We start from the raw sequence: 25,160 nt of genomic DNA, 5'->3' as shown, positions 1-25,160 counted from the left end.
AAAACCGCCGCGGGAGCGTGCGGGGCTCCCCTAGAGTCTCCGCATGCTCCCCGTAGACCTGCCCGGCACGGTGCGTGACGCGCTGCTGGCCCCGCTCGTCGACCACCACTGTCACGGGGTGCGGCGGGACGATCTGAGCAGAGCCGAGTTCGAACTGCTCATCAACGAGGGCGGCAGCCCGGCGCCGCCCGGCACCACCCACTTCGACGCGCCGCTCGGGGTGGCCGTGCGCCGCTGGTGCGCGCCGCTGCTCGACCTGGAGCCGCACGCCCCGCCGGCCGTCTACGTCTCGCGCCGGGAGGAGCTGGGCGCGGCCGAGGTCAACCGGCGGCTGCTGGCCGGGGCCGGGGTGGTGGCGTTCCTGGTGGACACCGCGCCCGCTGACATTGGCCCGGGGGACGTCGACCTGCTGACGGCCACCGAGATGGGCCGCCACGGCGGGGCCGCCGCCGACGAGCTCGTACGGATCGAGCAGATCGAGCGGGACGTGGCCGAGGAGGCCCCGCTGGCCGTGGACTACCTCGACGGCGTCGGCGAGGAGCTGACCGCCAGGGCCGCCCGGGCGGTCGGGCTGAAGACCGTCGTCGCGTCGCTGTACGGCCTCGACTTCGACCCGGCCAGGCCCACCAGGGGAGCGGTGATCGCGGCGGCCAACCGGCGGCTGTCGGACCCGAAGCAGCCGCTGACGGACGAGGTCCTGCTGCGCCACCTGCTCTGGAGCGCGGTCGACGTGGCCAGGGAAAGAGGGCTGCCCGTGCAGTTCCACACCGGTTTCGGCGGCTCGGGGCCCGACCTGCACCGCACCGACCCGGGCCGGCTGGGCGCGTTCGCCAGGATGCTGCAGCCGGTCGGAGTGCCGCTCATCCTGCTGCACTGCTACCCGTTCCACCGCCAGGCCGCCTACCTCGCCGGCGTCCACCCGCACGTCTACGTGGACGTCGGCCTCGCGCTCCCGCACACCGCCGCCGCCTCGGCCAGGGCCGTGGACGAGCTGCTGGAGCTGGCGCCGTTCCATAAACTGCTGTTCAGCTCCGGCTGCCACGGGGTGGCCGAAACCTGCTACCTGGGCGCGCTCTACTACCGGCAGGCGCTCGGCGCGGCGCTCGGGTCGAGGCTGGCGGCGGGGGAGTGGAGCGCCGCGGACGCCGCCCGGATCGCCCACATGATCGGCTCGGGGAACGCCCGCCGCGTCTACCGCCTGTGAGTCCCGGGGGGCCGACTCGCGCCGGGCGGCCTCGACCTGGTTTGCTGGGGGCCGTCACAACACCCGACCTGAGCAGGGGGGCTCTTCGTGGGCACTGTCGAACCCGAGGCCGAGATCACGTTCCGCAGCGACGTGGACGTGGAGCTGGTCAAGGCCGCCGCGTCGGACGCCGACGTGCTGTGGGCCGCGCGCGTCTCCACGAAGGGTGAGAGCTCGCTGGAGGAGATCGAGGCCGATCCCCAGCGTTCCAAGGGCCTCATCAACTACCTGATACGCGACCGGCACGGCACGCCGTTCGAGCACTCTTCCATGACCTTCTACGTCAGTGCGCCGATCTTCGTTTTCCGGGAATTCATGAGGCACCGGACCTTTTCCTATAACGAGGAGTCCGGCAGGTATCGGAAGTTGACGCCGGTTTTCTATGTGCCCGGGCCTGAGCGGAAGCTGGTGCAGGAAGGAAAGCCCGGCAAGTACGTGTTCCTGGACGGCACCGCCGAGCAGCACAAGCTGGTGACCGAGGCGACCCAGGAGAGCTACCGGCAGTCCTATCGGGCCTATCTGGAAATGCTCGAGGCGGGGGTGGCGCGCGAGGTGGCCCGTACGGTGCTGCCGGTGGGCCTCTACTCCTCGATGTACGCCACCTGCAACGCCCGCGCCCTGATGAACTTCCTGTCGCTGCGGGTCAAGCGCGAGGACTCCACGTTCCCGTCGTTCCCGCAGCGTGAGATCGAGATGGTCGCCGAGAAGATGGAGGCCTTGTGGGCGGAGCTCATGCCTCTGACCCACGCGGCGTTCGAGGCCAACGGGCGGGTCTGCCCCTGACCTCGCCTCAGGGCAGGCGGGACGTGGTCTCGCTGATCATCTGAGTGAGGATCGACGCGGTCGCGGGGTGGGTGTCGAGGAGTTCGTCCAGGCGGGCCCGCCACGCGCCCGCCTCCGCGTGGATCGCGTCCGCCTGCGCCTGCAGCCGCCTCCGCGTCTCGCACAACTGCGACTGGTACATGGGCCCCAGGCGGTGGCCGACCGTGTCGCTGAGCCACCAGTAGGCGTCCGTGTTCGCGGCGGAGACGAAGATCCGGGCGCCTTCCCAGGCCACGCGCCTGGGATGGAGCGCTGCCATGGCCGGATGGTACGCCCCTCGCGCTGGGACGGGAATGGCTCCCAGCGCCAACTCCACCGGCAAATACGATTTTTCCTCGCATTTTCCGTCCGAAATTCGTATGCGAGACATAACGAGGTAACTACAGATGGTTGGCTTCGCACCGTATTGAGGAGAAACGGTTGTGACGCGTCATCAGTGGTGTAACACTCAATTTTGAGCGCATCGGTTGTACCGGGGAGGGGCCGCGCGCTCAAGACCCGGAGCCGTCAGGGAGGTGAACGACACGACCGGAACCCGATTCCGGTCCATAGGTGGGGTTGGTAAATGTCGTTGAATCCGCGCCTGGTAAAAGAGAGTTTCTCCGTCATCGAACCGGTGGCCGACAAGGCGACGGCCTACTTCTACGGCCGGCTGTTCGCCGAGAGCCCGCATCTGCGGGGCATGTTCCCGCCCGCCATGGACGTCCAGCGGGACCGCCTGTTCAGCGCGTTGACCCGCATCGTGTGGAGCCTGGACAGCCCGGGCAGCCTCGCGACGTACCTGGGCCAGTTGGGGAGGGACCACCGCAAGTACGGCGTGATCGCCGAGCACTACACCGCCGTCGGCAACGCCCTGCTCGCCACCATCCGCCGCTTCGCCGCCGAGATCTGGAACCACGAGATCGAGGCCGCCTGGGTCGCCGCCTACACGGCGGCCGCCAAGCTCATGATCGAGTCGGCCGCGTCCGACTCCGGGGTCTCGCCCGCCTGGTGGCCGGCGGAGGTGATCGACCATGAGCGGCGCCACCTCGACATCGCGGTCCTCACGCTGCGGCCGGCCGAGCGGCTGCCGTACACGCCGGGCCAGTACCTCAACGTGCAGACCCCGCGCTGGCCGAGGGTCTGGCGCACGTACTCCATCGCGAACGCGCCGCGCGCCGACAACACGCTCAGGCTGCACGTCCGCTCGGTCCCCGGCGGCTGGGTGTCCAGCACGCTCATCAGGCACACCCGCATCGGCGACACGCTGCTGCTGGGCCCGCCGATGGGCACGATGGGGCCGTGCGAGAGCAGCCTGCGCGACGTCTTGTGCGTGGCGGGCGGCACCGGCCTGGCCCCGCTGAAGGCGATCATCGAGCACATCATCGCCTCCGGCCGCCGGCCCAACATCCACCTGCTGTACGGCGCGCGCACGGTCGAGGAGCTCTACGACCTGCCCGACCTGATCAGGATGGAGTCGTCGTTCCCCTGGCTGCGGGTGCTGCCCGTGGTGTCCGGCCAGCCGGGGTACGGCGGGATGCGCGGCCACCTGCCCGAGGTCGTGCAGCGCTTCCACTCCTGGGCCGAGCACGACGTGTACGTGTGCGGCCCGCCCGGCATGGTCAACGAGACCGTACGCCGCCTCCAGATCGACGGCGTGCCTCTGTCACGCATTCACCGGGACATCGTCCAGGCCGAACGCTGACAGATCTTGACACTTCGGGTCGAAAGGTGCGAGGTGGAGGATGACACGCCAACGTGGAGGTGGACTGTGCCATCCCCCGCCCGGCGCCGAGGAATCGGCGGGCTGCTGACCCTGGTGCTCCTCCTGATCCCGCTGCCCGCCCTGGCGTCGTCGGAGGCCCTCCCGCTGACGGAGCTGGGGACCGCCCCGCAGGCGGGGCCCGACACGTTTCAGGCGGGCACTCAGGCCGGGCCCGACACCTTCCAGGCGGGCACGACGATCGTGACCGCCCAGCAGATCGGCAGGTTCTTCGACGGCGGGGCGTCCGGCATCGCGTACGCGACCTCGGCCGACAACGGCGCCACCTGGACCAGGGGCGTGCTGCCGGGGATCACCACGTCCGGCGGCGGCGTGCACGGGCGGGCCAGCGACCCGTCGGTGGCCTACGACGCCCGGCACGGCGTCTGGCTGATCTCCTCGCTGGCGCTCACCGACCAGGACGGGGTCACCGGGGCGGCGGTGCTCACCAGCCGCTCCGCCGACGGCGGCCTGACCTGGAGCGATCCCGTCACGACCGCCGTCGCGGGCGGGGGCGACCTGGACAAGAGCTGGGTCGCCTGCGACAACGGCGCCCGCAGCCCGTACTACGGGCGCTGCTACGCGGTCTACGACGACGTCGCCGCGGGCAACGCGATCAAGGTGGCCCGCTCCTCCGACGGCGGCCTGACCTGGGCCGAGACCGGCACGTCCGCGACCGGGCTGGGCGGGCAGCCGGTCGTGCGGCCGAACGGCGCCCTCGTCGTCCCGTACCTGAGCGACGAGGGCCAGATCCGCTCCCTGCGCTCCCGCGACGGCGGCGAGAGCTGGGGCCGCAGCGTGCTCGTCGCCACCGTGCAGCGGCACAAGGTCGCGGGCGGGCTGCGGGCCGCGCCCCTGCCCTCGGCCGAGGTGGACGCCGCCGGCACCGTGTACGTCGCCTGGTCCGACTGCCGCTTCCAGCTCAGCTGCGGCGGCAACGACATCGTCATGAGCACCTCGGCCACGGGCGCGGAGTGGAGTCACATCCTGCGCGTCACGGACGACGGCGGCGACCACTTCATCCCCGGCCTCGGCGTCGACCCCGCCGGCGCGGGCGAGACGGCCCGGCTGGCGCTCGCCTACTACCGCTACCCGTCCGCCGCCTGCACGGCCGCCACCTGCCGCCTCACGGTCGGCTACACCTCCTCCGCCAACGGCGGGGCGAGCTGGTCGGCCCCCGTCGAGCTGCACGGGCCGATGGAGCTCGACTGGCTCGCCGACTCCGCGCACGGCCGCATGGCGGGCGACTACATCTCCACCTCGGTCGTCCCCGGCGGCAACGCCCACGTGGCCTTCACCGCCGCGGCGGCGCCGGCGGGCGGGGCGTTCGACATGCGTACCTACACCGTCACGGGCGGGCTGCCGATCACCGGCGGAGGCCGCCCCACGCTCGCCATCGAGGCGCCGATCGCGGCCGGCGAGGAACTGCCCGGCCCGCCCGCCCCCGCCCGCTGAGGCGCCCAGTCCGCCCGCTGGGGCGCCCGGCCCTCCGGCTGACCCCGGAGGCGAGGAGGGGGCCCGCCCGCTAACCCCGCAGGCCCTGGTGGAACGCGGCGGCGGTCTCCTCGTCGTTCGGCCAGAACGTCTCGATGGCCAGCTCGGCGACCGTCACGTCCACCGGCGTCCCGAACGTCGCGATCGTCGTGAACATCGACAGCACCCGGTCACCGGCCGCGATCCGCAGCGGCACCAGGATGTCGGCGGGGCCCGGCACGTGCGCCACGTTCAGGTCCACCCCCGGATACTCGTACGAGGCCAGCTCGTCGTGCAGCGCGGCCAGCCGCGCGTCGCCCGACCCCTCGGCCTGCCTGCGCAGCTGGTAGAGCAGGTGCGCCCGGACCTCGGCCAGGTTCAGCAGCCGGCCGCCCATCGCGTCGGGGTGCAGCGAGAGCCGCATCACGTTGATCGGCTCCTTCAGCAGCTCGGCGGGCACCCCGTCCATGAACATCGCGGCCGCCGAGTTGGCCGCCACCAGGTTCCAGGCCGCGTCCACCACGACCGCCGGGTACGGCTCGTGCCCCGCCAGGATCTTGTCCAGTGCCTGCCGTACGACCTCCATCTCCGGAGCGCGGACCTCGCGTTCCGGATAGACCGGAGCGAACCCGGCGGACATCAGCAGCCTGTTGCGCTGCCGCAGCGGCACATCCAGCTCCTCGGCCAGCTTCATCACCATCTCGCGGCTCGGCCGGGCGCGCCCGGTCTCCAGAAAACTGATGTGGCGGGCCGAAACGTCGGCCTCGATGGCCAGGTCCAGCTGGCTCACCCGCCGCCGCTGCCGCCACGAACGCAACAACTCACCAAATGTCTCTTCTTTTACGGCTACTGCTCCCATGCCCGGCACAGTAGCCGCTGGAGGGAAGCGTCACGATTACCCCCCAGGTAATGCGGCTTCGCGGGCCGAAAACTCCCAGTCCTCTGAGACTGTCGGCCCTGCGTGGCACGATGGCCGCAGACCAACAAGGGAGCACGCCATGAGTGACACACTGCTCGCGATCGGCACCCGCAAGGGCCTCTTCCTCGCCCGCTCCACCGGCGGCGGTCCGTTCGACGTCGAGCCGATCCAGTTCTCGACGGTCGGGGTGCACTCGGTGGCGATCGACACGAGAGGCCCCTCACCCCGGCTCCTGGCCGGGATCGAATACGGCCATTTCGGTCCGTCCGTCATGTATTCGGATGACCTCGGGAAGACGTGGAAGGAGGCGGAGCAGCCGCCCATCGCCTTCCCGGAGAAGACCGAGGCGACCCTGACCAGGGTGTGGCAGCTCGCGCCCTCGCCGTCCGAGCCGGGGGTGGTGTGGGCCGGGGTCGAGCCGGGCGCGCTGTTCCGCTCGGAGGACGGCGGCGTCACGTACCAGCTGGTCGAGGGCCTGTGGGAGCACCCGCACCGGCCGCAGTGGCAGCCGGGCGGCGGCGGCCTGTGCCTGCACACCATCGTCCCGCACTCGACCGACCCGCGGATCATCGGCGTCGCGATCTCCACCGGCGGCTTCTACCGCTCCTTCGACGGCGGGCTGTCGTGGCAGGCCGCCAACCGCAACATCCGGGCCGCGTTCCTGCCCGAGGGGGCGCAATATCCGGAGTTCGGGCAGTGCGTGCACAAGGTCGCCATGCACCCCTCCCGGCCCGAGCGGCTCTACCTCCAGCACCACTTCGGCGTCTACCGCAGCGACGACTTCGGCGAGGCCTGGCACGACATCGGCGCCGGCCTGCCGTCCGACTTCGGCTTCCCGATCGCGGTCCACCCGTCCCGGCCCGACACGGTCTTCGTGCTGCCCCTGACGGCCGACATCGACCGCACCCCGGTCGGCCACCGCTACCGCGTCTTCCGCAGCGACGACGCGGGCGCGACCTGGCAGCCGTTCGCCTCGGGCCTGCCCGAGGGCCCCGTGCACGCGGCCGTGCTGCGTGACGCGATGACGGCCTCGGAGGCGGGGGTGTTCTTCGGCACGCGCGACGGCGAGGTCCACGGCTCGCGCGACGGCGGCGAGACCTGGTCACCGGTCGTCCGCCACCTGCCCGACGTGCTCACCGTGCGGGCGGCGGTGCTCTAGCCGATGGTCACGATGGTCGTCTTCGTGCTCCCGGGCATGCTGCGGCGCTGGGTGAGCGGGCGCTCGGAGGTCAAGGTCTTCGCCGTGGCCGCCGACCGCGACTCGCCGCCCACCCTGGGAGCGGCCCTCGACATGCTCCGGCGTACGCATCCGCTGCTGGAGGAGCGGCTACGCGACGAGTACGGGCGGATCCGCCGGCACATCAACATGATCGTGTGCGGCGAGAACGCCCACGGACTCGGCTACCTCGACTGCGCCCTCCCCCCGGGCGCCGAGATCTACGTAACCCCCACCCTCACGTAACCCACCACCCCACCCACCCCAACCCCACGCCCACCCCGGCACCTCAACACCCCACTCCTCACCCGCGCCCGCAACCCAGCGCCCCGCGGCCGCACCCGCGTGCGCGCGAGCGCCGCCAGGACCGCCGGTGTAGGGCGGCTGGAGGCGAGGTGGGTGCTTGAGTGGGGAGGCCCGAAGGCGTACCACGCCGCGCCCGCCCCGGCCCGTCGCGTCGTGCCGGCGGAGGGGGCGTGGCGTCAGGGTGGGGACAGACGTGGTAGATCTTTGGGAGACCTGACATATCGGAAAGACCTTGCGCCATGATGGGGCATGCGGCCGTCATCTTGACAGGCTGATGGCGGCACGGACTCCACCTTGCCCCCTGGAGATCGCATGTCCCGACCGCTCATCGGTATCACCGCCTACTTCGAAGCCGCCCGCTGGAGCGACTACGTACGCGAGGCCGTACTGTCGCCCCCCTCCTACGCCAGGGCGGTCGGGCGGGCCGGGGGCGCTCCCGTGATGCTCCCGCCGATCGGCACCCCCGCCATCGAGGACTACATCAGCGGCCTGCAGGGCATCGTCCTGGCCGACGGTGTGGAGCTCGGCGCGGGCAACTACGGCGGCGAGCCCGACGAGCGGGTGGCCGAGCCGCAGCAGCACCGCGACCGGTTCGAGCTGGCCCTGGCCAGGGCCGCCGTCCGCGCCGACCTGCCGATCCTGGCCATCGCCAGGGGCATGCACGTGCTCAACGTCGCCCAGGGCGGCACGCTGATCCCCTGGCTGCCCGAGGTGCTCGACAGCGACCGCCACGGCGAGCCGGGCGCGACCCACACGATCCAGGTCAGCGTCTCCAGCAAGCTCGGCAAGGCCGTGGGCGACCGGGTCGAGGTCAGCGCCCCTCACCACCAGTCCGTACGCCGCCTCGGCACCGGCCTGCTGGCCGTGGCCTGGGCCGAGGACCAGATCGTGGAGGGGATCGAGTTGCAGGGGCACCGGTTCGGTGTGGGTGTCCAATGGCATCCGGAGAGTGACGGAGATGCGCGGATCTTCGATGCGTTCATCGAGGCGGCCCGATAGGCTGCGATCATGCCGCTGCACCCTCAGGCGCGGGATTATCTCGCCCGTTACGTGCCGGACGCGGGCACCGACTACGACGCGTTCGGCCCGGAAGAGATCCAGGAGACGCGCGCGCAGCCCGACCGGGTGGCGATCCACCGCGGCCCGCTCACCAAGCTCCCCTTCGTCCGTGACGAGCAGGCCGAGGGCGTGCCCATCAGGATCTACCGCGCCGACCCCGGCGACGGCGCGCTGCCCGTCGCGGTCTTCTTCCACGGCGGCGGCTGGGTCTACGGCGGCGTCAAACGGAGCGACCGGCTCTGCCGCGACCTGGCGATCCGCACGGGCGCGGTGGTGGTGTCCGTGGACTACCGGCTCGCGCCCGAGCACCCGTTCCCGGCCGCCGCCGACGACGCGTGGACCGTCGTGCGCGACCTGTTCGCCCGGCCGGCCTTCTACCAGGGCAACGGCGGCGTCGCGGTCGTCGGCGAGGGCGCGGGCGGCAACCTGGCCGCCGTCGCCGCCTGGCAGGCCCGCGACGCCGGGCTGGGCCTCACGCACCAGGCGCTCGTCTGCCCGGTGCTCGACCTGGCCATGGACACGCCCAGCCACGCCGAATACGCCAAGGGTTACGCGCTCGGCGCCGCCGAGCTGGCGTGGTACGCCAGGCAGTACGCCGGTGACGCCGACCCCGCCGGCCCGCGGCTGTCGCCGCTGCGGCTGCCCGACGTCGCCGGCCTGGCGCCCGCGACCGTGGTGACGGCCGAGTACGACGTGCTGAGAGACGAGGGCGAGCACTACGCCCGGCGCCTGGCGGAGTCGGGCGTGCCGGCGCAGAGCCGCAGATGGGACGGCGCCGTGCACGGCTTCTTCGGCCTGCCGGGCCTGTTCGACCAGGCGGTCGAGGCCCGCGAGTACGTCGCGGAGCGGCTGCGGGGGTCATGGTGACGTACGACAAGCTCACGATCGACACTCCGGCCGACGGCGTCCTGCGGGTCACGATCAGCGAGCCGGGCCGGCTCAACGCCGTGGACGCGACCGCCCACCGCGAGCTGGGCGAGATCTGGCGCGACGCCGACCGGGACGACAGCGTCAGGGCCGTCGTCGTCAGGGGAGAGGGCGAGGCGTTCTCCGCGGGCGGCGACCTGTCCATGATCGAGGAGATGACCCTCGACCACGCGACCAGGCTGCGCGTGTTCGCCGAGGCCCGCGACATCGTCTACAACGTCCTCAACTGCTCCAAGCCGATCGTCTCGGCGATCCAGGGGCCGGCGGTCGGCGCGGGGCTCGCCGTGGCCCTGCTGGCCGACATCTCCGTCGCCGGCCGTACGGCGCGGATCATCGACGGGCACACCAGGCTCGGCGTCGCGGCCGGCGACCACGCGGCCATCGTGTGGCCGCTGCTGTGCGGCCTGGCCAAGGCGAAATACCACCTGCTGCTGTGCGAGCCCGTCACGGGCGAGCAGGCCGAGCGGATGGGGCTGGTCAGCCTGTGCGTGGACGACGACCAGGTGCACGACAAGGCCATGGAGATCGCGGTCAGGCTCGCCTCCGGCTCTCAGGAGGCGATCAGGCTGACCAAATACTCGCTCAACAACTGGCTGCGCCTGGCCGGGCCCTCGTTCGACGCCTCGCTGGCCATGGAGTTCCTCGGTTTCACCGGCCCCGACGTGGTCGAGGGCGTGCGCGCGGTGCGGGAGAAGCGGCCGCCGTCGTTCGGCTGATCCGCGGGTGTGCTTCCCCCGCGTCCGGGTAGCGGGGGGTGGACGGGGACGGCCTGGTCGCCGCGCGGATGCCGAGGGCTTGTTCACCGAGGCCGAGAACGTTGCTCCGGGGACGAGGCAGAGACTCACCCCGGCCTGCGCGCACCACGGCCGCCTCCGCCGAAGCTTTGCCGGAGATTTACGTGCCCGTCCTATGAGCGGGGGCGGCGCGCGTGGAAGACGAAGGCGGGCGGCGTGTTGCGCCACACCGTACGCCCCGGCACGACCTCCTCGAACCGCTCGGCCAGCAGCGCCCGGAACCGGCGCGCTGAGCTCAGCGGGATGGCGTGAATGTAGGAGAACGTCGTGAACGCCGCACCAGGGCTCATCACCGACGTCACCGCACTCAACAGCGCATGCTGCAACTCCTGCGGGAACGCCGCCCACGGCAACCCGCTCACCACCACGTCCGCCTGCTGCAACCCGCGCTCGGCCAGCAACTCGCCCAGCCGCGCCGCATCGGCGTTCACCACGTCAACGGCCGGAAACCGGGCCGCCAGGAGCCGCGCCATGGGCTCGTTGACCTCCACGGCCAGGTGGTGGCCACGCCCGCCCAGCCGCTGCTGGATCTCCGCCGTGAACGGGCCCGTGCCCGGGCCGAGCTCGACCACCGTCGGTTCGCCGCGCTCGGGGATCGGGGCGCAGACAGCCGAGGCCAGCCACCGCGAACTGGGGGCGACCGCCCCGATCGTGGTCGGCGCCCGGAAGAACTGGCCGAGAAAAAGTGCGGAGTCATTGGGCATGCCCCGAACCTAAGGCAAGATCGCGGGTGGACGCTCCGCCCTCCGGGCGGACCTCCGGCCACTTGGAGGAGACGGGGTCCTCCGCAAGGAGGACCCCCGCCGACAAGCTCCACGGATACCGTGAGTCCATGCGTTGGCGTGGTTTGCCGCTGGATGTCCTGCTCGCGGTCTCAGGTGTGGGCCTGGACCTGTTGACGACGGCGCACGCGGGCGACACCAGATACCTGCCCGCCGAGATGAACATCCCGATGGCGCTGCTGGTGGGCCTGCCCATGGGGCTCGTCCGGCGCCGGCCGGTGCCCGTCGCGCTCTACCTGGCCGGGCTCCTGGTGGTGACCGACCAGCTCGGGTCGTTCACGTCCAACACGGCGCAGATCCTGGTCTGCGTGGCGCTCGGAGTCGTGGGATACCGCTCCGGCTGGCGGGGCACTGTGCTCGCCGTGGCCGCCGCGATGGTCGCGACCGCGATGAACATCGTCGACCCCGGCATCCCGGTCGTCATGAACACCTGGGTGTACTCGGTCTTCCTGGCGGTCTTCCCGGCCGTGCTCGGGGCGTACCTGCGCGGCTCGGCGGGGCCGCTGGAGGAGCGGGACGTCACCCCCGACGCGCTGCTGGCGGCGGGCGGGGTCGCGATCACCGTGCTCAGCACCTGGACCTCCTGGCACGCGGGCACCCAGCCCGTCTGGGTGGTCGGCCTGCTCGCCGTGGTCGGCGGCCTGTCGCTGGGCATCGCCCGGCGGCTGCCCGGGGTGGTGCTCCTGCTGCAGGGCGCGCTGCTCGTCTCCGCCGACACCTATCTGAACCAGGTCGTCAACACCTGCGTGATCCTCACGCTCATCGCGATCGGCGTGTTCGCGATGCGGGTGACCTCCTGGGCGTGGACGATCATCGCCTACGCCGCCGGCTGCATGCTGACCGCGATCGCCGTCGTCGGCCAGGAGACCCAGACCACGCCGTTCCGCGTCGGCATCCTCATGACGCTGGTGGCCACGCCGATCGCCATCGGCCGCTACCTCGGCATGCGGCAGGCCGCGGCGGCCGCCGAGCGGCTGCGCGCCGAGGAGGCGGCCCGCGCGGCCGTCGCCCAGGTGCGCGCCGACCAGCTCGCCGAACGCGAGCGCATCGCCCGCGACGTGCACGACATCGTGGCCCACCACGTGGGCGCCATGGTCCTGCGGGCCAGCGCCGCCCGCTACACCGCCCCCGACGGCCCCGTCGCCGACGCGCTCACCGACATCCGCGAGACGGGACACCAGGTGCTGCAGGACCTGCGCGACCTGCTCGACCTGCTGCGCGACCCCGAACGCCAGCCCGACCTGCTGGCCAACCCCGCCGACGTGGTCCGCGAGTCCGCCGAACGCATGGCCGCCGCCGGGCTCGTCGTCGACCTCGAACTCGACCCCGCCACCGACCGGGCGCCCCTCATCGCCAGGGCCTCCGCCGCCCGCATCGTCCAGGAAGGACTCACGAACGTGCTCAAACACGCCGGCCCCGGCACCGAGGTCCGGGTCAGCGTCACCCCCTCGGCGGAGGGCCTGTCCGTACGGATCCGCAACGGCCGCCCGCCCACCGTCGTCGAGCGCCTGCCCTCGTCCGGGCGCGGCCTGGCCGGCATGCGCGAACGCGTCCGCACCCTCGGCGGCACCCTCTCCGCCGGGCCCGACGGAGAGGGCGGCTGGCTCCTGGCCGCCAGCCTCCCGGCCAGGAGCGTCGCATGATCCGCGTGCTGGTGGCCGACGACCAGGCGCTCGTACGGGCGGGCGTGCGGATGCTGCTGCAGGCCACGGGCGACATGGAGGTCGTGGGGGAGGCCGTGGACGGGGCCGAGGCGGTCCGCCTGGCCGAGCGCCACCTGCCCGACGTGATCCTCATGGACCTGCGCATGCCCAGGGTCGACGGGCTGGAGGCGATCAAACGCGTGCTCGCCGCCCGGCCGGGCGCCCGGATCGTGGTGCTGACGACGTTCGCGGAGGACGCCAACGTGTACGCGGCCCTGCGGGCCGGCGCGGTCGGATTCCTGGTCAAGGACGACGAACCGGAGCGCATGGTGGACGCCGTGCGCCGGGCGGCGGCGGGGGAGCAGCTCCTGGCGCCGTCGGTGCTGCGCCGGGTCGTGGAGCGGTTCCTGGACGCCGAGGAGCAGGCCGCCGCGCCCCCGCCCGCAGGGCTGACCGAACGCGAGCTGGAGGTGCTCGCCCTGGTCGGCACCGGGCTGTCCAACGCGGAGATCGCGGAGGAGCTGCACGTGGGCGTGACGACGGTCAAGACCCACATCGCGGCGGCCATGGAGAAGCTGGGGCTGCGCAACCGCATCCAGGCCGCCGTCGTGGCCCACCGCACCGGCCTCGTGGACGCCTCCTTCCGCCCGGTACGCCTGCCTCGCCCCTGACCCCCGCCCCTGACCCCACCCATGAACCCGCCCCGCTCGTCCGCCGGACGGGGGACGGCCGCTCATCCTCCGGGTGGACCGGCGTGGGCATGGTCACCGGTGGCCCCCGCCGCCGCTAGGGTCGGGGGTGTGGTGTATGTGAAGATCTGCGGGTTGAGCGAGCCCGAGCATGTGACCACCGCCGTCGAGGCGGGCGCGGACGCGATCGGGTTCGTCATGACCCGGAGCCCGCGCATGATCGCGCCCGAGCGGGCCGCGGAGCTGGCCGCGCTGGTGCCCGCCCAGGTGCTGACCGTGGGGGTGTTCCGCGGCGAGGACCCTGACACGGTGCGCGCGGCGGCGCTGGCGTCCGGCGTACGGGCCATCCAGCTGCACGGCAGGCACCCGCACGGCGACTTCACCGCGCTCAAGGACCTCGGCCTCCGGCTGATCAGGGCCGTCGACGCGGAGGCCGACCTGCGCTGCGGGGCCTACGACGAGGACCTGCTCCTCGTGGACGCGCCGCACGCCGGGTCCGGGCAGGCGTGGGACTGGGCGGCCGTCCGCGGCCGCGCGTCGGGGCAGTGGCTGCTGGCCGGCGGGCTCGCCCCGTCGAACGTGGCGGAGGCGATCGCGGCGGCCGCCCCGTGGGGCGTCGACGTGTCCAGCGGCGTGGAGACCTCGCCCGGGGTGAAGGACTCGGCGCTCATCCGGGCGTTCCTCGAGGCGGCGCGGCGTGCCGGCTGAGCCCGCCGCGGACCTGGCCGCGGCCCCGGACGCGGCCCTGGACACCGGCGCCGCGGACCTGGCTCGCGCGGTGGGCTTCCAGCACGCCTTCGCGCGCCGCAGGGCGCCGCGGGAGGTGACCGTCCCGGGCGGGTTCGCGGTGATCGACGGGCGCTATCCCGGCTCCCACGACGACAACAAGCTCATCGTCGGCCCCGGGCCGGTCCCGGAGACTCCGGAGGAGGCCCGGGAGGCGGCGGAGCGGCTGCTGCGGGCGGCCGACGAGGTGCTCGCGGAGCGGGAGCACCGGCTGGTGTGCGTGGACGACGACCGGCTCGGTACGGCGCTCGCGCCCGCGTTCCTCGCCGCCGGCTACGAGCACGAGACGAACCTGATCATGGCCTTCCGCGGCGCGACCCCGCCCGGCTCCGGGGTGGCCGAGCGGATCTCCCTGGCCGAGCTGCTGCCGGTGCTGCGGCGCGACTGGCGCCACACGCTGCCGCAGGCGCCGGACGAGGTGATCGACAGGCTCGCCCTGCGGGTGGAGGGCCGGCTGCGCGGCGCCGACGCGGTGAGCTTCTGGGGGGTACGCGCCCCGGACGGGGAGATCGCCGCCAGGGCCGACCTGTACGAGCACGGCGGCGTGGCCCAGATCGAGAGCGTCTTCACCGGCGCGGATCATCGGGGCAAGGGGCACGCGCGCGCCCTCATGACCGCGCTGCTCGCCAAGGCGGCGGAGGCCGAGCTGATCTTCCTGGTGGCCGACGCGGCCGACTGGCCGAAGGACTTCTACGCCGAGCTCGGCTTCGAGGAGCTGGGCCGCACCCACGCCTTCTTGCGCACCTGACCTCACTCCGGGGTGGGCGGGAAGGGCGGAAATGTGAGCGCCCCATGCGGGACCGCTGTGTCAGAGTTCCACGCAGTAGGGTCTGCTCGTGAGCGAAACTTCCGCCGAGGACCGTATCTGGACGGTTCCCAACCTGCTGAGCTTCCTGCGACTCCTCGGCGTCCCCGTCTTCCTCTGGCTGGTTCTCGGGCCCAAGGCGGACGGATGGGCCATCGCGATCCTCGCGGTGGCCGGTTTCACGGACTGGCTCGACGGAAAGATCGCGCGCGCCTTCAACCAGACCAGCAGGCTCGGCCGGATCATCGACCCCGCCGCCGACAAGCTCTACGTCTTCGCCACCATCATCGGCCTGCTGCTACGCGACGTGATCCCGTGGTGGCTGGTCGTGGTCATCCTGGGGCGCGAACTCTTCGTCGCCTGTTTCATCCCCGTACTTCGCAAACATGGCTACAAGGCACTTCAGGTGCATTACCTGGGCAAGGCTGCCATGTTCAACCTCATGTACGCCTTCCCTCTCCTCTTCCTTGCCTCCCATACGGGGTGGTATGCCGATATAGCACGAATTGTCGGGTGGGCGTTCGCGCTTTGGGGAACGGGCCTGTACTGGTGGGCAGGCGTGTTGTATGTGGTACAGGTGCTGCAACTCGTAACCTCGGCCAAAAAGGAGTGATCGGGTGAAGGCGGTCGTCATGGCAGGCGGAGAGGGAACTCGGCTGCGTCCCATGACCGCCAACCAGCCCAAGCCCCTGCTGCCCGTGGTCAACCGCCCGATCATGGAGCACGTGCTGCGCCTGCTGAAGCGCCACGGCATCACCGAGACGGTGGTCACGCTCCAGTTCCTGGCGGCGCTCGTACGCAACTACTTCGGCGACGGCGACGAGCTCGGCATGAGCCTCCAGTACGCCACCGAGGACGTGCCCCTCGGCACGGCGGGCAGCGTCAAGAACGCCGAGGACCGGCTCCGCGACGACCGTTTCCTGGTGATCTCCGGCGACGCCCTGACAGATATCGATTTAACCGACATGATCCGGTTTCATCGTGAAAATTCGGCACTTGTGACAATCGGCCTCAAGCGCGTCCCGAACCCCCTCGAATTCGGGATCATCATCGTGGACGACGGGGGACGCGTTCAGCGCTTTCTCGAGAAGCCCACCTGGGGCCAGGTCTTCTCCGACACCGTCAACACCGGCATCTACATCATGGAGCCCGAGGTCCTCGCCACCGTCGCCGCGGGCGAGCCCGTCGACTGGTCCTCGGACGTCTTCCCCGCCCTCCTCGACAGCGGCGCCGCCATCTACGGCTACGTGGCCGACGGCTACTGGGAGGACGTCGGCACCCACGACAGCTACCTCAAGGCCCAGGCCGACGCCCTGTCCGGCCGGGTCAACCTGGAGATCGGCGGTTTCGAGCTCTCGCCGGGCGTCTGGGTCGCCGACTCGGCCTCGGTCGACCCCGACGCCGTGCTCAAGGGCCCCCTGCTCATCGGCGACTACGCCAAGGTCGAGGCGGGCGCCGAGCTGCGCGAGTACACCGTGCTCGGCAACAACGCGGTCGTCCGCGAGGGCGCCTTCCTGCACCGCGCGGTCGTCCACGACAACGTCTACCTCGGCCCCGGCGCCCACCTGCGCGGCTGCGTCATCGGCAAGAGCACCGACATCATGGCCGGCGCCCGCATCGAGGAGAACGCCGTCATCGGCGACGAGTGCGTCATCGAGCCCGAGGCGTACGTCTCCAGCGGCGTCAAGGTCTACCCGTTCAAGACCATCGAGGCCGGCGCGGTCGTCAACACCAGCGTCATCTGGGAGTCGCGCGGCCAGCGCAACCTGTTCGGCCCGAGGGGCGTCAGCGGCCTGGTCAACGTCGAGATCACCGCCGAGCTGTGCGTCCGGCTGGCCAGCGCGTACGCCACCACCCTCAAGAAGGGCGAGTACGTCGTCACCTCCCGCGACTGCTCCCTGGCCGCCAGGGCGCTCAAGCGGGCCGTCATCGGCGCGCTCACCGCGGGCGCGATCAACGTCCTGGACCTGGAGGCCGCCCCGCTGCCGGTCACGCGCTTCCACACGGCCCGCGAGTCGGCCGCGGGCGGCATCACCCTGCGCACCACCCCGGGCGATCCGCAGAGCGTGGACATCGTGATCATGGACGGCCGCGGCGCGGACCTGCCCCCGGCCGCGCAGCGCAAGCTGGAGCGGGTCTTCTCCCGGCAGGAGTTCCGGCGCGCGTTCCCGGGGGAGATCGCCGAGCTCACGTATCCGGCCAGGGCCGTCGAGGACTACACCCACGAGCTCCTGCGGCACGTGGACGTGGGCGACGTCAGGGACATGAAGGTCGTCGTGGACTGCGCGGGGGGCACCTCCTCGCTGGTGCTGCCCACGCTCCTCGGCCGCGTCGGGGTCGAGGTGCTCACCGTCAACGCCCGCCTCGACGACGTCTCGCCCACCGAGACGCTCGCCGAGCGCCGCCGCGACCTGCAGCGCCTGTCGGAGCTGGTCAGCTCGTCGCGGGCGGCGTTCGGGGTCCGCTTCGACCCGGTCGGCGAGCGCATCGCCCTCGTGGACGAGATGGGCCAGCTCATCAACGACGAACGCTCCCTGCTCGTCGTCCTCGACCTCGTCGCCGCCGAGCGCAGGGGCGGCCAGGTGGCCCTGCCGGTCACCACGACCAGAGTCGCCGAGCAGGTCTGCCGCTTCCACGGCGTACAGGTGCAGTGGACCTCCACCGCGCTCGACGCCCTCACCTCGGCCGCCGCCGGCCCCGACATGATCTTCGCGGCGGACGGGCGCGGCGGCTTCGTGGTGCCGGAGTTCAGCCCGGCCATCGACGGGCTGGCCTCGTTCATGCGCCTGCTCGGGCTGGTGGCCCGCACCCGCCTGTCGCTCAGCCAGATCGACGCCAGGATCCCCGAGGTCAAGATGCTCAAGCGCACGATCCCCACGCCGTGGGCGGCCAAGGGCGCCGTCATGCGCTCGGTCATCGAGGCGGCGGAGGCCGAGCACGAGGGCCGGCGCATCGACACCACCGACGGCGTGCGGGTGGCCCACGACGACGGGAGCTGGGTGCTCGTGCTGCCCGCGGCCACCGAGCCCGTGACCGATCTGTGGGCCGAGGCGGGCGACATGGACGGCGCCCAGGCCCTGCTCGAACGGTGGGCCCGCATCGTGGAGCAGGCCGCCATGTGAACAATCGTCGCGGAGGGTGAGGAAAAAAGCCATTAGGGTTGACGTGCCCAGACAGTGCCGCAAGATCGTAATGTAGAAACGCGCGGCGGCATGGACCAAGGGGCGGAAGCGGCGGTAACTTTGTCTGCGTCCAAACCACAGTCCAGTGCCCCGCCTTGACCTTTGCCGCTGATCAGCGTATCTTGCGGCATTCGCAAACTTGAAAAAGCGAAGCGAGGCGCGTCTTTGAGCACCGTCGCCGCGTCTTCGCGGTAGGAGGCCGAGCCGATCGATGCCGAGCGTCTACTGCACGCAGTGCGGGCACGCCAACCCCGAGGATGCCCGTTTCTGTTCCCGCTGTGGGTCACCGCTGACCAGACCCGAGGTCTCCGGGGACACCACGTCGACGATCTCCATCGCGGGAATCGAGGCATACGAGGCTGAGGCAGGCGACATGCTCCTGGCGGAGCGGGCTCTGGTCGAGCAGCTGCCGCCCGGCACGGCGCTGCTCACGGTGACCAGGGGCCCCAACCAGGGGAGCCGTTTCCGGCTGGACAAAAACCTCACCACGACCGGGCGCCACCCGGAGAGCGACATCTTCCTCGACGACATCACGGTCTCCCGCCGCCACGTCGAGTTCTACCGCCACCCCGGCGGTCAGTTCTCCGTGCGCGACGTGGGCAGCCTCAACGGCACCTACGTCAACAGGGAACGCATCGAGGAGGTTCCCCTGCACTCCGGAGACGAGGTGCAGATCGGCAAGTTCCGCCTCGTCTTCCTGATGCGGACCCACGCCGGCGCATGATCGAGCCGAGCGAGCGACTCGTGGACGCGCCGTCCCGGGAGGTCACATGACCTCCCAGGCGGCACGCTCTCACATGAGCATCGGGGAGGTGCTCGCGCTCCTGCAGGGCGAGTTCCCCGATGTGACGATCTCCAAGATCCGCTTCCTGGAGGGTGAGGGGCTGATCGAGCCGGAGCGCAGCCCGTCCGGCTACCGCAAGTTCACTCACCTGCACGTGGAGCAGCTGCGCTTCATCCTGCGCGAGCAGCGCGACCATTACCTGCCGCTGCGGGTGATCAAGGACAGGATGGCCGAGAGCTTCGGCCGTCCGCGCGCCGTCCAGGAGAAGACGGAGGTCCGGCTCAGCCGGGCCGAGCTGCTCGAGGCGGCGGAGATCGACGACGAGACGCTCACCGAGCTCGAGGACTACGGGCTGCTCGCCCCGGTGGCCAGGCGCTACGACGAAGAGGCGCTCAACGTGGCCCGCAGCATCGGCGCGCTGGCCCGCTTCGGCCTGCGCGCCCGCCACCTGCGGGCGGTCAAGGCCGCGGCCGAGCGCGAGTGCGGGCTCGTCGAGCAGGCGGTCGCGCCCATACTCAAACGGCGGGCCCCCGGCGCCATCGGGGAGGCCGACGAGGTCGCCAGGGAGCTTTCCACACTCCTGCTCGACCTGCACGCATCCCTTGTGCGGTCGGGGATCCGGTCCGTACTGGGGCGTTGAGACCCTGGCGAGCTGGGAGGCGGAGGCGCATTCCATGCCCGCCGGGTGTTACGTTGAATTGCAGTAGCCAGTCAGCAGTAGCGACCCGCAAATAGCTGTGCCGGGTGACCGGTCAGGAATACGGAGCAGCCCGTGTTGCAGATGGAGGTCGTGGGCGTTCGAGTCGAAATGCCCACAAATCAGCCGATCGTCTTGCTCAAGGAGGCACACGGGGAGCGGTTCCTTCCTATATGGATTGGCATGACCGAGGCGACGGCCATCGCGCTGGCCCAAGCGGAGGAGCCACCGCCGCGTCCGCTCACCCACGACCTCTTCCGAGACGTGCTGAGCGCTCTGGGCGTCGGCCTGCGAGCGGTCAACATCGTCGCCTTGCGCGACGGCATCTTCTTCGCCGACCTGGTCTTCTCCAACGGCGTGGAGGTGAGCGCGCGGCCGTCCGACTCGATCGCGCTCGCCCTGCGCACCGGAGCGCGCATCTTCGCCAGCGAGGAGGTCGTCCAGGAGGCCGGGGTGATCATCCCGGACGACCAGGAAGACGAGGTGGAGAAGTTCAGAGAGTTCCTTGACACGATCACTCCCGAAGACTTCGGCAGGGCGGGGTAGGTATTTCGGTGCATTTACGCTTCACGACGCGCCGAGCCGGATCGTTGACTGAGCATGGTCACGGTCCTACGGTGCAAGTGAAACCCGTGGTCGCCCTTTACGAACCCCCAGATCAGGCCGCGGGATGAGAGAAAGCCGGAGGTCCGCGTGGCGGTCAGCAGCGGCGAGGGAAAGACGGCCGGCCAGGAAGATCCGGTTCGGCGCGAGAGCGCGCGGCAGCGTGCCGGAGAGCAGGGCCTGCTCTTCGACGAACAGCCGGCGTCGCTGCCGGCGGACATCGGATACCGCGGGCCGACGGCCTGCGCGGCGGCCGGCATCACCTACAGGCAGCTCGACTACTGGGCGCGCACGGGCCTCGTGGAGCCCACGATAAGAGCCGCGCAGGGCTCGGGCTCCCAGCGGCTCTACAGCTTCCGGGACATCCTGGTGCTCAAGGTCGTCAAGCGGCTCCTCGACACCGGGGTGTCGCTGCAGCAGATCCGTACGGCCGTCCAGCATCTGCGTGACCGCGGGGTCGCCGACCTCGCGCAGATCACGCTCATGAGCGACGGCGTCAGCGTCTACGAGTGCACCTCGGCCGACGAGGTGATAGACCTGCTCCAAGGCGGTCAGGGCGTGTTCGGCATCGCGCTCGGCCGGGTCTGGCGAGAGGTCGAGGGCTCCCTCGCGGAGCTGCCGGGGGAACGAGCGGCGGTCGAGGACAGCGTCCCGGCCGACCACCCCGCTGACGAGCTCGCCCGCCGTCGCCGCGCGCGGCGCCTCAGCTAGCACACCCCCTTCTGCCGTGGGCCGCCGGACGCGGCCCACCGGGCAATCCGCACATAACGCATCGACGGGGAAATTCATGCGTAACGCGGAGGGTTGTAATCTAGGACAGCAAGGCTGACGACCCCGTGCGGGAGAGTCCCTGGGACCCGCCGGTCTCAGGGCGCCGAAGGAGCAACCCTCCCCGGAATCTCTCAGGCACCCTGTACCGCTCGGGTGAGGCAACTCTGGAAAGCAGGCGCGCCCGCCAGGCGTGCCTCACCGACGGTGCAAGCCCCGTTCCCGGGGTGAAGCTCTCAGGTCGCGGCGTCGCCGCGCTGACAGAGGGGGAGACCCGGCATTCGCCCGCGCCACGGCGCCGGTCTCCATAGCCTCGGGAGGCACTGTCCATGACCGACCTGTCAGCTCCGCCGTTTTCGTCCAGGCACATCGGCCCATCCGCGACCGAGCAGCAGCGCATGCTCGAGGCCGTGGGCTTCGAGTCCGTGGCGGATCTGGTGGCCGTGGCCGTCCCCGAGGCCATCAGGGCCAAGGACCGGCTCCAGCTGCCCGCCGCCGTCGGCGAGGCCGAGGCCATCGCCGAGCTGCGCGCCCTGGCCGGGCGCAACCGCGTGCTCACCTCCATGATCGGCCTGGGCTACCACGACACGATCACCCCCGCCGTCATCCGGCGCAACCTGCTGGAGAACCCGGGCTGGTACACCGCCTACACCCCGTACCAGCCGGAGATCTCGCAGGGCCGCCTCGAGGCGCTGCTGAACTTCCAGACCGTCGTCTCCGACCTGACGGGCCTGCCCGTCGCGGGCGCCTCCCTCCTCGACGAGGCCACGGCCGCCGCCGAGGCGATGACCCTGGCCCGCCGCTCGGGCAAGTCCAAGAGCAGCGTGTTCGTGGTGGACGCCGACGCGCTGCCGCAGACCAAGGCCGTGCTCGCCACCAGGGCCGAGCCCCTGGGCATCACGCTGGTGGAGCACTCCCTCGAGGGTGGGCTGCCCGAGTGTTTCGGCGTGCTCGTCCAGTACCCGGGCGCGTCCGGGCGGCTGCGCGACTTCCGCGCCGTGGCCGCCGCCGCGCACGAGGCGGGCGCGCTCGTCGTGGCCGCCGCCGACCTGCTGGCCCTCACCCTCGTGGCCGCGCCCGGCGAGCTGGGCGCCGACATCGCGATCGGCTCCTCGCAGCGGTTCGGGGTGCCGTTCGGGTTCGGCGGGCCGCACGCGGCCTACATGTCCGTACGCGAGGGCCTGCAGCGCCAGCTTCCCGGCCGCCTGGTGGGCGTGTCGGTGGACGCCGACGGCGACCCCGCGTACCGGCTGGCCCTGCAGACCCGCGAGCAGCACATCCGCCGCGAGAAGGCCACCAGCAACATCTGCACCGCGCAGGTCCTGCTCGCCGTCATCGCGAGCATGTACGCCGTCTACCACGGCCCCGAGGGGCTGCGCCGGATCGCCCACCGGGCGCACCGGCACGCCGTGGCCCTGGCCGGCGGGCTGCGCCAGGCGGGCCTGGAGGTCGTGCACCGCGAGTTCTTCGACACCGTGCTCGTACGCGTGCCCGGCCGGGCCGCCGAGGTGGTCGCCGCCGCCGTCGAGCAGGGCGTGAACCTCTGGCGCGTCGACGACGACCACGTGTCGATCTCCTGCGACGAGAAGACCGGCGCCGCCGAGGTCGCCAAGGTGTGGGCCGCCTTCGGCGTCGAGCGGGCCGGCGTGGCCCTGGACGCGGACGCGCTGCCCGCCTCGCTGGCGCGCGAGTCCGGCTACCTCACCCACCCGGTCTTCCACAGCCACCGCTCCGAGACCGCCATGCTGCGCTACCTGCGCAAGCTGCAGGACAAGGACATCGCGCTCGACCGCTCCATGATCCCGCTCGGCTCCTGCACGATGAAGCTGAACGCGACCACCGAGATGGAGCCGATCACCTGGCCCGAGTTCGCCGCGATCCACCCGTACGCGCCGGACGACCAGGCCGAGGGCTACCGCGAGCTGATCGGCACGCTGGAGGGCTGGCTGGCCGAGGTGACCGGCTACGACCGCGTCTCCATCCAGCCGAACGCCGGCTCGCAGGGCGAGTTCGCCGGACTGCTGGCCATCCGCGCCTACCACCGCGCCAACGGCCACGGCGAGCGCGACGTCTGCCTCATCCCGTCCTCCGCCCACGGCACCAACGCCGCCAGCGCGATCATGGCGGGCATGCGGGTCGTGGTCGTGGCCTGCGACTCCGACGGCAACGTGGACCTGGCCGACCTCGACGCCAAGATCGACAAGCACCGTGACGCGCTGGCCGCGATCATGGTGACGTACCCCTCGACGCACGGCGTGTACGAGGAGACGATCACCGAGGTGTGCGCCAAGGTGCACGAGGCCGGCGGCCAGGTCTACGTGGACGGGGCCAACCTCAACGCGCTGGTCGGGCTGGCCAAGCCGGGCGAGTTCGGGGCCGACGTGTCCCACCTCAACCTGCACAAGACGTTCTGCATCCCGCACGGCGGCGGCGGACCGGGTGTCGGCCCCGTCGCGGTCCGCGGCCACCTGGCGGCCTTCCTGCCCGGCCACCCGCTGCACGACGGCACGCCGGTGGGCCCCGTCTCGGCGGCCCCGTACGGCTCGGCCGGGATCCTGCCGATCTCGTGGGCGTACATCAGGATGATGGGCTCCGAGGGCCTCACGGCGGCCACCGAGCAGGCCATCCTGTCGGCCAACTACCTGGCCAGGCGGCTCGCCCCGCACTTCCCCGTGCTCTACACGGGGCGCGGCGGGCTGGTGGCCCACGAGTGCATCGTCGACCTGCGGCAGATCACCAAGGAGACCGGGGTCACCGTGGACGACGTCGCCAAGCGGCTCATCGACTACGGCTTCCACGCGCCGACCATGTCGTTCCCCGTGGCGGGGACGCTGATGATCGAGCCGACCGAGAGCGAGGACCTCGGGGAGCTCGACCGGTTCGTGGACGCGCTGATCGCGATCCGCGGCGAGATCGACAAGGTGGCGTCGGGGGCCTACGACCCGGCGGACAACCCGCTGCGGAACGCGCCCCACACGGCCGAGTCGGTCAGCGCCGACGAGTGGAACCACCCGTACACGCGCGGCGAGGCCGCCTATCCGCTGCCGTCGGTGCGGGACGGGAAGTACTGGGTGCCGGTGCGCCGGATCGACCAGGCCTACGGGGACCGGAACCTGGTCTGCTCCTGCCCGCCGCTGGAGGCTTACGAGGACTAGGAGCCTTGGGCGTGGGTCCTCGTCGCTTCGCGTAGGAGGACTAGGAGCTCACCGCGGGCGCGGCTTCACCACCGCGCCCGCGCCGATCACGGGCTCCCCTGGCGGGCGTCCGTCACCCCGTGGGGGGCATCGCGGGGGCCGGGTTGGCGTGGGATCATCGGCTGGGAGGCCGGTGATGGGCGACGGCGTGGTGGGCGACCTGGCCAAAGGGCAGGTATGCCTGTTATCCGGGCTGGCCGTCTGCCTGGTGATCATGCCTGGATGCCTCTCCTTCAACTGCGGGATGAGCGACTTCGGCGTCCACTGGCGCACGGTCGTCCCGTACGCCGTCGGGTTCCTCGGCGCGGCCCTCTACACCCGGAGAGCGCTGCGGGCCGCCGCGCCCGCCCTCCCCGCGCCGCGGTTCGTGGCGGTGGCCGGGGACTCGTTCGCGGTGCTTCTGCTGGGGATCCTGCTCACGCCTTACACCCTCGGGAGCGGCGTGCATTGGGTACACAGGTCGTTCGGGGCGGCGTTGTTCCTGCACGAGCTGGTGCTGGCGGTGCGCATGGTGTCGTGGGCGTCCACCGGGGCGGCGCTGGTCGGCTTACAAGTGGCCGCCGGGGTGGCCTCCGGCGTGTCGGTCGTGCTGGCCGAAGGGCCGCTGGTGGTGGGGCAGGCGGTGTTCCAGCTCGCGTTCGGGCTGGTCATGATCAGGACCGTACGCCTGCTGCTGCGCAGGGGTCCGAAGCCGGTCAGTCCTTCCGCGTCAACTGAGCAGACATGA

Annotated in this window: 24 protein-coding genes and 1 riboswitch; of the genes, 21 read left to right on the top strand and 3 right to left on the bottom strand. The window is 71.5% G+C overall.

Features of this window, described 5'->3' with window-relative positions:
- Nucleotides 1–43 precede the first annotated feature (43 nt).
- Together AB0J87_RS25035 and thyX are read left to right on the top strand one after the other, a co-directional pair.
- Nucleotides 44–1,204, top strand: a complete 1,161-nt coding sequence (locus tag AB0J87_RS25035) for an amidohydrolase family protein (protein WP_363968760.1) — start codon at nucleotides 44–46, stop codon at nucleotides 1,202–1,204.
- An 87-nt stretch (nucleotides 1,205–1,291) separates the two neighbouring features.
- Nucleotides 1,292–2,026 carry an FAD-dependent thymidylate synthase gene (thyX, locus tag AB0J87_RS25030; RefSeq protein WP_363968758.1) on the top strand — a complete coding sequence of 245 codons (735 nt, stop codon included), beginning with the start codon at nucleotides 1,292–1,294 and terminating at the stop codon, nucleotides 2,024–2,026.
- Between the two features lie 7 nt (nucleotides 2,027–2,033).
- Here thyX and AB0J87_RS25025 read toward each other — a convergent pair whose 3' ends face one another.
- Nucleotides 2,034–2,324 carry a hypothetical protein gene (locus AB0J87_RS25025; protein ID WP_363968756.1) on the bottom strand — a complete coding sequence of 97 codons (291 nt, stop codon included), beginning with the start codon at nucleotides 2,322–2,324 and terminating at the stop codon, nucleotides 2,034–2,036.
- Nucleotides 2,325–2,630: 306 nt separating this feature from the next.
- Between AB0J87_RS25025 and AB0J87_RS25020 the strand changes: the two genes are divergently transcribed.
- Nucleotides 2,631–3,749: a globin domain-containing protein gene (locus AB0J87_RS25020; protein WP_363968754.1), complete on the top strand. Its 1,119-nt coding sequence runs from the start codon at nucleotides 2,631–2,633 to the stop codon at nucleotides 3,747–3,749.
- Between the two features lie 66 nt (nucleotides 3,750–3,815).
- Entirely contained in the window at nucleotides 3,816–5,261 is a 1,446-nt protein-coding gene (locus AB0J87_RS25015; protein ID WP_363968752.1) for a sialidase family protein, read from the top strand.
- A 70-nt stretch (nucleotides 5,262–5,331) separates the two neighbouring features.
- On the opposite strand, the gene AB0J87_RS25010 is transcribed toward AB0J87_RS25015, so the two are convergent.
- Nucleotides 5,332–6,099, bottom strand: a complete 768-nt coding sequence (locus tag AB0J87_RS25010; RefSeq protein ID WP_363968750.1) for a helix-turn-helix transcriptional regulator — start codon at nucleotides 6,097–6,099, stop codon at nucleotides 5,332–5,334.
- 178 nt (nucleotides 6,100–6,277) lie between these two features.
- Here AB0J87_RS25010 and AB0J87_RS25005 point away from each other — a divergent pair, with 178 nt between their 5' ends.
- The 5 genes from AB0J87_RS25005 to AB0J87_RS24985 all read left to right on the top strand — a co-directional run bounded on the left by AB0J87_RS25005 (nucleotide 6,278) and on the right by AB0J87_RS24985 (nucleotide 10,422).
- Nucleotides 6,278–7,357: an exo-alpha-sialidase gene (locus AB0J87_RS25005; protein WP_363968748.1), complete on the top strand. Its 1,080-nt coding sequence runs from the start codon at nucleotides 6,278–6,280 to the stop codon at nucleotides 7,355–7,357.
- Nucleotides 7,358–7,360: 3 nt separating this feature from the next.
- Nucleotides 7,361–7,660 (top strand): molybdopterin synthase sulfur carrier subunit, encoded by a 300-nt coding sequence (locus tag AB0J87_RS25000; RefSeq protein ID WP_192783282.1) that lies wholly within the window; start codon nucleotides 7,361–7,363, stop codon nucleotides 7,658–7,660.
- Nucleotides 7,661–8,032: 372 nt separating this feature from the next.
- Nucleotides 8,033–8,719, top strand: a complete 687-nt coding sequence (locus AB0J87_RS24995; protein WP_363968746.1) for a gamma-glutamyl-gamma-aminobutyrate hydrolase family protein — start codon at nucleotides 8,033–8,035, stop codon at nucleotides 8,717–8,719.
- Between the two features lie 9 nt (nucleotides 8,720–8,728).
- Complete coding sequence (locus AB0J87_RS24990) at nucleotides 8,729–9,646, top strand: alpha/beta hydrolase (protein ID WP_363968744.1); 918 nt, start codon at nucleotides 8,729–8,731, stop codon at nucleotides 9,644–9,646.
- Nucleotides 9,640–10,422 carry an enoyl-CoA hydratase/isomerase family protein gene (locus tag AB0J87_RS24985; RefSeq protein ID WP_363968742.1) on the top strand — a complete coding sequence of 261 codons (783 nt, stop codon included), beginning with the start codon at nucleotides 9,640–9,642 and terminating at the stop codon, nucleotides 10,420–10,422. Before AB0J87_RS24990 ends, AB0J87_RS24985 begins: the two co-directional genes overlap by 7 nt.
- A gap of 191 nt (nucleotides 10,423–10,613) precedes the next feature.
- Here AB0J87_RS24985 and AB0J87_RS24980 read toward each other — a convergent pair whose 3' ends face one another.
- Nucleotides 10,614–11,204, bottom strand: coding sequence for a methyltransferase domain-containing protein (locus tag AB0J87_RS24980; protein WP_363968740.1), 591 nt, complete (start codon nucleotides 11,202–11,204; stop codon nucleotides 10,614–10,616).
- Nucleotides 11,205–11,332: 128 nt separating this feature from the next.
- On the opposite strand from AB0J87_RS24980, the gene AB0J87_RS24975 reads away from it, so the two are divergent.
- From AB0J87_RS24975 to AB0J87_RS24920, 12 genes are all read left to right on the top strand, one after another.
- Entirely contained in the window at nucleotides 11,333–12,925 is a 1,593-nt protein-coding gene (locus AB0J87_RS24975; protein ID WP_363968738.1) for a histidine kinase, read from the top strand.
- Complete coding sequence (locus AB0J87_RS24970; protein WP_192783287.1) at nucleotides 12,922–13,596, top strand: response regulator transcription factor; 675 nt, start codon at nucleotides 12,922–12,924, stop codon at nucleotides 13,594–13,596. The genes AB0J87_RS24975 and AB0J87_RS24970 overlap by 4 nt, the downstream gene beginning before the upstream one ends.
- Nucleotides 13,597–13,725: 129 nt before the next feature.
- Nucleotides 13,726–14,322 carry a phosphoribosylanthranilate isomerase gene (locus AB0J87_RS24965; protein WP_363968736.1) on the top strand — a complete coding sequence of 199 codons (597 nt, stop codon included), beginning with the start codon at nucleotides 13,726–13,728 and terminating at the stop codon, nucleotides 14,320–14,322.
- Nucleotides 14,312–15,148: a GNAT family N-acetyltransferase gene (locus AB0J87_RS24960; RefSeq protein WP_363968734.1), complete on the top strand. Its 837-nt coding sequence runs from the start codon at nucleotides 14,312–14,314 to the stop codon at nucleotides 15,146–15,148. The genes AB0J87_RS24965 and AB0J87_RS24960 overlap by 11 nt, the downstream gene beginning before the upstream one ends.
- Nucleotides 15,149–15,236: 88 nt before the next feature.
- Entirely contained in the window at nucleotides 15,237–15,818 is a 582-nt protein-coding gene (locus tag AB0J87_RS24955) for a CDP-alcohol phosphatidyltransferase family protein (protein ID WP_319717518.1), read from the top strand.
- A gap of 4 nt (nucleotides 15,819–15,822) precedes the next feature.
- Nucleotides 15,823–18,327, top strand: a complete 2,505-nt coding sequence (locus AB0J87_RS24950; protein ID WP_350734658.1) for a mannose-1-phosphate guanyltransferase — start codon at nucleotides 15,823–15,825, stop codon at nucleotides 18,325–18,327.
- Between the two features lie 271 nt (nucleotides 18,328–18,598).
- Nucleotides 18,599–19,111 carry an FHA domain-containing protein gene (locus AB0J87_RS24945; protein ID WP_185074355.1) on the top strand — a complete coding sequence of 171 codons (513 nt, stop codon included), beginning with the start codon at nucleotides 18,599–18,601 and terminating at the stop codon, nucleotides 19,109–19,111.
- A gap of 46 nt (nucleotides 19,112–19,157) precedes the next feature.
- Nucleotides 19,158–19,811: a MerR family transcriptional regulator gene (locus AB0J87_RS24940; RefSeq protein WP_363968731.1), complete on the top strand. Its 654-nt coding sequence runs from the start codon at nucleotides 19,158–19,160 to the stop codon at nucleotides 19,809–19,811.
- 132 nt (nucleotides 19,812–19,943) lie between these two features.
- The gene (locus tag AB0J87_RS24935) at nucleotides 19,944–20,414 is read left to right on the top strand and encodes a bifunctional nuclease family protein (RefSeq protein WP_090771501.1); all 471 of its coding nucleotides are present in this window, start codon (nucleotides 19,944–19,946) and stop codon (nucleotides 20,412–20,414) included.
- Between the two features lie 147 nt (nucleotides 20,415–20,561).
- On the top strand, nucleotides 20,562–21,182 hold the full coding sequence (locus AB0J87_RS24930; protein WP_350734655.1) for a MerR family transcriptional regulator: 621 nt from the start codon (nucleotides 20,562–20,564) through the stop codon (nucleotides 21,180–21,182).
- A 118-nt stretch (nucleotides 21,183–21,300) separates the two neighbouring features.
- A riboswitch (glycine riboswitch) is annotated at nucleotides 21,301–21,400 on the top strand.
- A gap of 168 nt (nucleotides 21,401–21,568) precedes the next feature.
- Nucleotides 21,569–24,394, top strand: coding sequence for an aminomethyl-transferring glycine dehydrogenase (gene gcvP / locus AB0J87_RS24925; protein ID WP_363968728.1), 2,826 nt, complete (start codon nucleotides 21,569–21,571; stop codon nucleotides 24,392–24,394).
- 175 nt (nucleotides 24,395–24,569) lie between these two features.
- A complete protein-coding gene (locus AB0J87_RS24920; protein WP_363968726.1) occupies nucleotides 24,570–25,160 on the top strand; it encodes a hypothetical protein in 591 nt (196 codons plus the stop codon).

Origin of the sequence: Nonomuraea sp. NPDC049625, assembly GCF_040675285.1 — a bacterium.
Classification (GTDB): Bacteria; Actinomycetota; Actinomycetes; order Streptosporangiales; family Streptosporangiaceae; genus Nonomuraea; species Nonomuraea angiospora_A.
The sequence above is the reverse complement of the archived record's forward strand: the minus strand, read 5'-3'. Positions and strand labels throughout refer to the sequence as shown.